Below are 7,994 nucleotides of genomic sequence, written 5' to 3'. Positions count from 1 at the left end.
ATACTCAACGTCACGATCGATCGGCACGCCTATGCGTTCATCTCTGCGCGAGATGACGGGCAGACAAGCTTTTCGGCGCTTGATCTGGGCAAGGAAGAGTCGTGTGAGGCCGCCGCGGCGATGACCGAAGATTCGGCGCTTGTGCTGCATCAGGGCGTTTACCGCCGCATCGTTCGCGATTTCCTGGGCGGCGATGCGCCGCCTCTGTCGATTCAAACGACCGTCGATGCGCCCGCGGGGTCGGGGCTCGGCTCGTCCTCGGCGCTCGTCGTGGCTCTCGTTGAAGCCTTTCGCGCGCGATATGCGCTTCCGCTTGGCCGCTACGAAATCGCCCATCTGGCGTGGGAAATCGAAAGAATCGATCTCGGCCTCGCCGGCGGACGTCAGGACCAATATGCGGCCGCTTTCGGGGGCGTGAATTTCATAGAATTTCTCTCGGATGACCGGGTCATCGTCAATCCTTTGCGGCTCGTGCCAGGCGCCATGGAGGAAATCGAATCCTCCATCGTCGTTTGCTTCACTGGCCAGTCGCGCAGCTCCCACGACATTATCGTCCAGCAGACGAGCGGCGTCTCCACGGCGGACGCCCGGGCCATCGAGGCCATGCATCAGTTAAAAACAGATGCGCATGAGATGAAGCTGGCCTTCGTTCACGGCGACGTGCGCGGGATGGCGGAAGTGCTTCAACGCTCCTGGATCGCGAAGCGGCAGACGGCGAGCGGCGTTTCCACCGGCATGATTGAGAAATTTCAGGAACTCGCCGCGCAGAACGGCGCGCTCGCAGGCAAGATTTCGGGCGCCGGCGGCGGCGGCTTCATGATGTTCATCGTGAAGCCCGAAGACAGGCAGCGATTGATTGGCGCATTGCGCGCAGCCGGCGGCGACGCCGACGCTGTCGCCTTTACACACACAGGGAGCGTGACGTGGACCGCGACGACATAAACTATATCGACGCCTATTTCGAAGAATCTTTGGCGACCTTACAGGCGACCGCCGCGGACGCGGCCTTCAAGGAAACGCTTGTCGCGATCGCGGCGCGAATCGTCGATTCGTTACAGAATGGCGGCAAGGCGCTGTTTGCAGGCAATGGCGGCAGCGCCGGCGACGCGCAGCATATTGCGGGCGAATTCGTCTCGCGACTGAATTTCGATCGCGCGCCGCTTGCCGGCCTCGCCTTGACGACAGATACTTCGGTGCTGACGGCGATCGGCAACGACTATGGATATGCTGACGTTTTCTCTCGCCAGGTTCGCGGCCTCGGCCGCAGGGGCGACGTATTTGTCGCGATCACGACTTCAGGCAATTCGCCGAACATTCTGAAGGCGGTCCAAGCCGCGCGCGAAATGGGCGTTGTGACAATCGGCTTCACCGGGAGGAGCGGCGGAAAGCTGGCGTCGGCCTGCGACATCTGTCTCCATGTTCCGTCCGATTCGACTCCATTGATCCAACAGGCGCACATCGTCGCGGCGCATCTGATCTGCGGGCTCGTCGAAAACGCCATGTTCGCAGATGGCGCGACAACGCAGCAAAGCGCCTTCGCGTGATCCGGCAGGCGGTCATACTCTGCGGCGGGCTGGGAACCCGTCTCGGCGAACTGACGGCGCGCACGCCGAAACCCCTGCTGCCGGTGGCCGGCGCGCCATTTCTCGACGTGCTCGTCGAAGAAGCCGCGAGGCAAGGGTTCAACGACATTCTTCTGCTCGCCGGTCACCTCGCGGAAGAAATCGAGTCCTATGCGCGCTCATCGTCGGCTGCGAGGCGTTTTGGCGCAACCGTCAACGTCGCGGTCGAACCGTGCCCTGCGGGAACTGCGGGCGCGTTGCGTTACGCGTGCGCGCGTCTCGACGACGAATTCATTCTCCTGAACGGCGATTCATGGTTCGACGTCAATTTGCGCGCGCTTGCCGCGCTTGCGCCGCATCGACCGGACGCTGCGATGATCCTCGCGCTGCGCGAAATGCCCGATATATCGCGCTACGGCTCCGTGACGCTCGCGCAAGGGCGCGTGACAGGCTTCTTCGAAAAGGCGCAGAAAACTGGCGGGGGACTGGTCAACGGCGGCGTCTATATCTGCCGGAAGGCGCCGCTGTTCGCGGCGATGGCGGCGTTCGAGGGACGCGCCGTGTCGCTCGAGACCGAGGTCATGCCGACGCTTGCGCGAGACGGCCGGCTCTTCGGCGAGAGCTGCGAAGGTCACTTCATCGATATTGGCGTTCCGGAATCCTATGTCGCCGCCCAGAATGAAATTCCGGCGCTGTTGCGCCGGCCGGCGGTCTTCTTTGACCGCGACGGGGTGCTCAATGTCGATCTCGTTCATGTCGGCACGATCGAGCGCTTTCACTGGATCGACGGCGCCATTTGCGCCATTCGCGAGTTGAACGATCGCGGCTATCTCGTTTTCGTCGTCACCAATCAGGCCGGGGTCGCCAAAGGCCTCTATGAAGAGAAGGACGTCTTGGCGCTGCATGCGCATATGCAGGAAGAGCTCGCGGCGCAGGGCGCGCATATCGACGATTTCCGCTATTGCCCCTATCACATCGAGGCGACGATTCCGGCCTATCGACGTGACTCTCCCATGCGCAAACCGTCGCCCGGCATGCTGCTCGATCTTCTCGACAATTGGCGCGTGGATCAATCGAGCAGTTTCTTGATCGGCGACAAGGAAAGCGACATCGCCGCGGCCGAAGCTGCCGGCGTTCCCGGCTATCTCTATAAAGGCGGGAACCTCAACAAATTCTTGCGCGATATCCCCCATTTCCTGAAGGCGGCCTGAACCGGCCATGACGGACGGTCTTCCCGCCGATCGCGGCAAGTTCAGTTGGTCAGCGCCGGGCTTTCGCGATAGAGCGACGGGAAAAGCCGCTTGAGATTTTCGACCTTCGGCAAATCATTGTAGACGATGTAAGGCTGCGCCGGATGGCGGAGGAGATAATCCTGATGATAGGATTCCGCCGGATAGAACGCCTCTAGCGGTTCGAGCGTCGTGACGATCGGCGCGGCGAACGCCTTCGCCCCGGAAAGCTGAGCGATGTAGTCGCGCGCGACCTTCTGCTGTTCATTATCGGCGACGAAGATCGCGGAGCGATATTGCCTGCCGTCATCGGGGCCCTGGCGGTTCAGCTGGGTCGGATCATGCGCGACGGAGAAATAGACGCGCAGCAAGTCTCCAAGGCTCACGACTTTCGGATCATAGGTGATCTCGACCGATTCCGCGTGGCCGGTGTCGCCCTGCGAAACCTTGCCGTAGCGCGCCGTTTCCTTGGCGCCGCCGGCATAGCCGGACACGGCGCGCGAGACGCCTTTCACGCGCTGAAACACGCCCTGTATGCCCCAAAAGCAGCCGCCGGCGACGACGAGCTTCTGTTCGCCGGCGCGTGCGGCCGGCGGATCGTAAGCGGGCGGCGGCAGAACGACGGCGTTCTCCGCGGCGCTGGCGCGCAGTGGAGCGAGAAGGGTCAGCGCCGCGACGAGAACAGGAACGAATCTCATGGCGAGATCTCTTACGCTTGTCCGCGCCCGACGAAACGCAGCGCGACGCCGTTCATGCAGTAGCGCAGCCCCGTCGGTTTCGGACCGTCTGTGAACACATGGCCAAGATGCGCGTCGCAGCGCGTGCAGGAGACGGCGACGCGCCTCATGCCGAATGACGAATCGGCGCTCTCAAGGACATTCGCCTTTGAGATCGGCGCGAAGAAGCTCGGCCAGCCGGTGCCGGAGTCATATTTGGTGTTCGAGTCGAACAGCGCCGTGTCGCAGCAGACACATCGATAGAGTCCGTCGGCGTGGTTGTCCCAATAGGGGCCTGTGAAGGCGCGTTCCGTGCCGTCCTTACGCGTGACGTCGAAGGCGAGCGGGGAGAGTTGCGCGCGCCATTCCGCCTCGGTCTTGACGATTTTCTCGACGCGCGCACGGCCAAGGCTTCCGCCGTTCGCGTCGAATGTTTCGATCTCGACGTTTTCGGCGGCGGCGTGCGCGTTGCGCGCAAAGGCAAGAAGGGCGACGCCAGACAAAAAAAGACTGCGACGGTTCACGATCGGCTCCCGCGTTCTGGCGTGTATTCGGCCGCGGACCGGAAAATGTTACGCCGACCCGGAGAATTTCCCGGTCACTTGCGTCCGAAGAGCTTTTCGATGTCGGCGAGCTTCAGCTCTATATAAGTCGGCCGGCCGTGATTGCATTGGCCGGCGCCCGGCGTCGCCTCCATCTCGCGCAGCAGCGCATTCATCTCCGGCGGCGAAAGCCGCCGTCCCGCCCGCACCGAATGATGACAGGCGCAGGTGGCGAGCACGTGATCGAGCCGGCGCGACAACCCGCGCGCGTCGCCTTCTTCGGCGAGGAGATCGGCGATGTCTTCGACGAGCCGTCCGCAGTCGACTTCGCCGAGCAGCGCCGGGGTCTCGCGCACGAGCACCGCGCCCGGCCCGAACGGCTCAAGCGACAAACCGAGCCCGGCGAGTTCGTCCAGCGCCGGCGCGAGGGCGTTCATGCGCGACTCGTCGAGTTCGACGACGGCGGGAATCAGCAGCATCTGTCGCGCGACCCCGGTTTCCGCGCGCTGGCGTTTGAGCTTCTCGTAAACGATGCGCTCATGCGCGGCGTGCTGGTCGACGATGACGAGCCCGTCCTGCGTCTGGGCGATGATATAGGTTTCGTGCAGCTGCGCGCGCGCCGCGCCAAGTGGCGAATCGGCCTCCTGCGCGGGCGCGTCATGCGCGCGGGCGTCGGCCGCCGGCGCACCGGCGTCGAAGGCCGCTTGCGGCGAATCTTCGAAGCCGGCGGGCGCATAGGGCGAGCGCGACAGGCTCCAGTTGGCCGGCGGCGGCGCGCGACGCTGCGCGACATTGGCGCGCGCCAGGGCGTCGATCGCCACACGTGCGCCGGCGTCGGCGCTGCGGCCGCTCTTCTCGGCAAGCGCCTGTTTGAGCGCGCCGACGACGAGCCCGCACACCAGCCCCGGATCGGCGAAACGCACCTCCGCTTTCGCCGGATGCACATTGACGTCGACGATGCGCGGATCGCATGTGACGAACAGCGCGGCGACGGGATGTCGGTCCGAACTCAAATAATCGAGATAGGCGGCGCGGATGGCGCCGGCGAAGAGCTTGTCGCGCACCGGCCGGCCATTGACATAGACATATTGCATCTGGGCGTTGCCGCGACTGTATGTCGGCAGACCGGCGAGGCCCGAGAGGCGCACGCCTTCGCGCGCGGCGTCGAGTTCAAAGGCGTTGGCGGCGAATTCTTCGCCAAGGATTTGAGCGATGCGCCGCGCAAGGTCGTCGCCGCATGCGCCATAGTCGAACAGCGCGCCGCTATCGGCGGAAAGCAGGAATCTCACCTGCGGATGCGCCATGGCGAGACGTTTGACGACATCGACGATCGCCGCCGTCTCGGTGCGCTCGGTCTTCAGAAATTTCAGCCGCGCCGGCGTCGCCGCAAACAGCGCGCGCGCTTCGATCCTGGCGCCGCGCGGCCAGTTGGACGCGGAGAGGCCGCGCTTTTCGCCAGCTTCGACCCGGATCGAATAGCCATGCGGGGCGCCTGCAGCTCGGGTCTCGATGGTCAGGTCCGCGACCGCCGCGATCGAGGGCAGCGCCTCGCCGCGAAAGCCAAGCGTGGCGATCGCGGTCAGATCCCCGTCTGGTATTTTCGAGGTCGCATGGCGTTCGACGGCGAGCGCGAGATCATGCTCGTCCATGCCGCATCCGTCATCGATGACGCGAATGAGTCTTTTGCCGCCTTGCTCGATCGCGACGTCAATGCGCGTCGCGCCGGCGTCGAGCGCATTTTCGACCAGCTCCTTGACGGCTGACGCCGGGCGCTCGACCACTTCGCCGGCGGCGATGCGATCGACGAGTATGGGATCGAGGCGGCGAACGGGCATGGGCGAATCCTGACCTTCGCCATTATACACGCCTGGCGCCCTAACGCCGTCTCGATTGAAATCGGGCTAGATGTCGAACGTCTGTGAATCGTCCGCCCATTTGACGACGACGCCCTTCGCGCCGCGCACGCCGTCGAGGGGCAGAGTCTCGTGATAGTCGCCAATGGCGGTCAGGCAGATGCCCGGCACGCTGCCAGTCACCTGAATTTCCCAATACTCAGGCTGACGCACATATGTCGCTGGCGCGAGACGCACGGTCATGTTCAAGCAGGGTTTCTTTCCCGAGACGATCAGAATGTAAGTGTCGGGCACGAAACCCGGCCGCACTTCGGCCTTGGCCTTCACGCCGCCGACGGTCCGGGAAAGAAGCTTCCAACTGGTGGCGGGCGGCGCCTTTTCAAAATCATATGCAGCAGACATGAATTCACTCCCTGAAATGAGGAATAGTTTAAGAAGCCTACGGAAACGCTCGCGAAGCGATTTCGTTCCTCATCTCAGCTTTGGCGTGAGCACCAGCGCCAGATTCTCCACCGCCGCGACGCGCGCTCGGGCGCCGGGCGGAAGGCTTTCGATATCGGACTCCGCGGCAAGCCGCGCCTGCCATTCGACGCCCGACCAGAAGATGACGCCGCGCGTTTTCGTCACCTCATGCGTCGTCGTCACCTCGCGGCCGATCAGATCGCTGCTCTTATCCTCCTCGATGTCGGCGTTCTGAAACCGCTGCAGCGGCGTTCTGCCGACGATGGCGATCAGCAGGCTGGCGCCGGCGACGATCGCCGCCGTCTCGACGAGCGGCGGCCGCCAGCCCGTCGCGTAGAGAACCGCGCTCGTCAGCAGCGCGCCGACCGCGACGAACATCACCGGCGAGAGGCCGATCACCACAATGTCGAGTCCCAGCAGGATGAGGCCGGCGATCAGGCTCGCATTGGCGGGGTCGTAGAGAAACGCGGCCTCCATCACTCCGCTTCCCGCCAGGGCTGCGTGCGGCGCTGCTGCGGCTCATTGGCCGCGCCGCTTCCGTTGACCATTTTGAGCACCGCCATCGCCTTCGCGAGCCAGCCGGCGGGATCGGCGCCGTCACCCATCAGCACCAGCGAATTGCCGGCCTTGGCGAGGCGCCCATATTGCTCGATGGCGCTTTTGGCCACTTCGAGCTGCACGGCCTGATCGCCGCCGATCTCGGTGATTTGCGCGCGCACCAGTTCGATCGCCTTCGCCTGGCCTTCGGCGCGCAGAATCGCCGCCTGTTTCTCGCCTTCGGCGCGGTTGATCTCGGACTGTTTCACGCCCTCCGATTCGAGCACCGCAGCGCGCTTGTCGCGCTCGGCCTTCATCTGCCGCTCCATCGACTGGCGCAGCGATTCCGGCATGGCGATGTCCTTGATCTCATAGCGCGTCACATGCGCGCCCCAGAGCTGCGCTGCGTCGGAGACGGCGCGCACCACCCGCTCGTTGATCTCGCTTCGGTTCTCGAAGGTCTTGTCGAGTTCCATCGAGCCGATGGCCGAACGCATCGAGGTCTGCGCCAGATTGACGATGGCGCGGCGGATGTCCTGCGCGCCATAGGCGGCGTCCTTGGCGTTGACGATCTTGTAATAGAGAATGCCGTCGATGGTGACGGTGGCGTTGTCCTTGGTGATCGCGTCCTGCTCGGGCACGTCGATCACCTGTTCGCGCAGATCGAAGGTGTAAGCGACGCGCTCGACGATCGGCCAGACGAAATTGACGCCGGCGGTCAGCGTTCTGTTGTAGCGCCCGAGCCGCTCGATGACGAGCACGGTCTGCTGGCGCACGAAGCGCACCATCGTCGACAGCGCGAGCAGCGCGACATAGGCGAACCAGAACAGCGGATTTTGGAAGAAGCCGATCGGCAGTCCGAGACTGAAGGACCGATCGAGCATCAAAAGGCCGATGGCGACGGCGCCGACAATAAAAAGCGCGAAACCCATGGATGGAACTCCCGAGGAGAGACGTGTTGAGCGAATGTCATCGAACGACAGGGGCGCGAGGGCTCCTAACATTGCGAGCGCGCCGATGGTTTCGTGCGACGGCTGTCGACGATCGGCCATGAGCGCCGCTCAGGCCTTAGCGCGCGCGACGCGGCGAAGGC

Annotated in this window: 9 protein-coding genes; 3 read left to right on the top strand and 6 right to left on the bottom strand. The window is 63.9% G+C overall.

Annotated elements, in window-relative coordinates; translation table 11 throughout:
* From AB7F41_RS12410 to AB7F41_RS12400, 3 genes are all read left to right on the top strand, one after another.
* A partial coding sequence (locus tag AB7F41_RS12410) for a hypothetical protein (RefSeq protein ID WP_428406596.1) occupies positions 1-942 on the top strand: 942 nt, incomplete at its 5' end.
* Positions 924-1,544, top strand: coding sequence for a D-sedoheptulose-7-phosphate isomerase (locus tag AB7F41_RS12405; RefSeq protein WP_428382426.1), 621 nt, complete (start codon positions 924-926; stop codon positions 1,542-1,544). The genes AB7F41_RS12410 and AB7F41_RS12405, both read left to right, overlap by 19 nt.
* Entirely contained in the window at positions 1,541-2,773 is a 1,233-nt protein-coding gene (locus AB7F41_RS12400) for an HAD-IIIA family hydrolase (protein WP_428382428.1), read from the top strand. The genes AB7F41_RS12405 and AB7F41_RS12400 overlap by 4 nt, the downstream gene beginning before the upstream one ends.
* Before the next feature lie 41 nt (positions 2,774-2,814).
* On the opposite strand, the gene msrA is transcribed toward AB7F41_RS12400, so the two are convergent.
* The 6 genes from msrA to AB7F41_RS12370 all read right to left on the bottom strand — a co-directional run bounded on the left by msrA (position 2,815) and on the right by AB7F41_RS12370 (position 7,833).
* Positions 2,815-3,489: a peptide-methionine (S)-S-oxide reductase MsrA gene (gene msrA / locus AB7F41_RS12395; RefSeq protein ID WP_428382429.1), complete on the bottom strand. Its 675-nt coding sequence runs from the start codon at positions 3,487-3,489 to the stop codon at positions 2,815-2,817.
* 11 nt (positions 3,490-3,500) lie between these two features.
* On the bottom strand, positions 3,501-4,031 hold the full coding sequence (gene msrB, locus AB7F41_RS12390) for a peptide-methionine (R)-S-oxide reductase MsrB (RefSeq protein ID WP_428382431.1): 531 nt from the start codon (positions 4,029-4,031) through the stop codon (positions 3,501-3,503).
* 74 nt (positions 4,032-4,105) lie between these two features.
* Positions 4,106-5,884: a DNA mismatch repair endonuclease MutL gene (gene mutL / locus AB7F41_RS12385; protein WP_428382433.1), complete on the bottom strand. Its 1,779-nt coding sequence runs from the start codon at positions 5,882-5,884 to the stop codon at positions 4,106-4,108.
* A gap of 66 nt (positions 5,885-5,950) precedes the next feature.
* Positions 5,951-6,304: a hypothetical protein gene (locus tag AB7F41_RS12380; protein WP_428382435.1), complete on the bottom strand. Its 354-nt coding sequence runs from the start codon at positions 6,302-6,304 to the stop codon at positions 5,951-5,953.
* Positions 6,305-6,373: 69 nt separating this feature from the next.
* Complete coding sequence (locus AB7F41_RS12375; RefSeq protein ID WP_428382437.1) at positions 6,374-6,841, bottom strand: NfeD family protein; 468 nt, start codon at positions 6,839-6,841, stop codon at positions 6,374-6,376.
* Positions 6,841-7,833, bottom strand: a complete 993-nt coding sequence (locus AB7F41_RS12370; RefSeq protein WP_428382438.1) for an SPFH domain-containing protein — start codon at positions 7,831-7,833, stop codon at positions 6,841-6,843. The genes AB7F41_RS12375 and AB7F41_RS12370 overlap by 1 nt, the downstream gene beginning before the upstream one ends.
* Between the last annotated feature and the right edge of the window lie 161 nt (positions 7,834-7,994).

Origin of the sequence: Methylocystis sp., assembly GCF_050251305.1 — a bacterium.
In the GTDB taxonomy this organism is placed as follows: Bacteria; Pseudomonadota; Alphaproteobacteria; order Rhizobiales; family Beijerinckiaceae; genus Methylocystis.
Note: the sequence above shows the minus strand (reverse complement) of the source record. Positions and strands in the feature narration are given on the sequence as shown.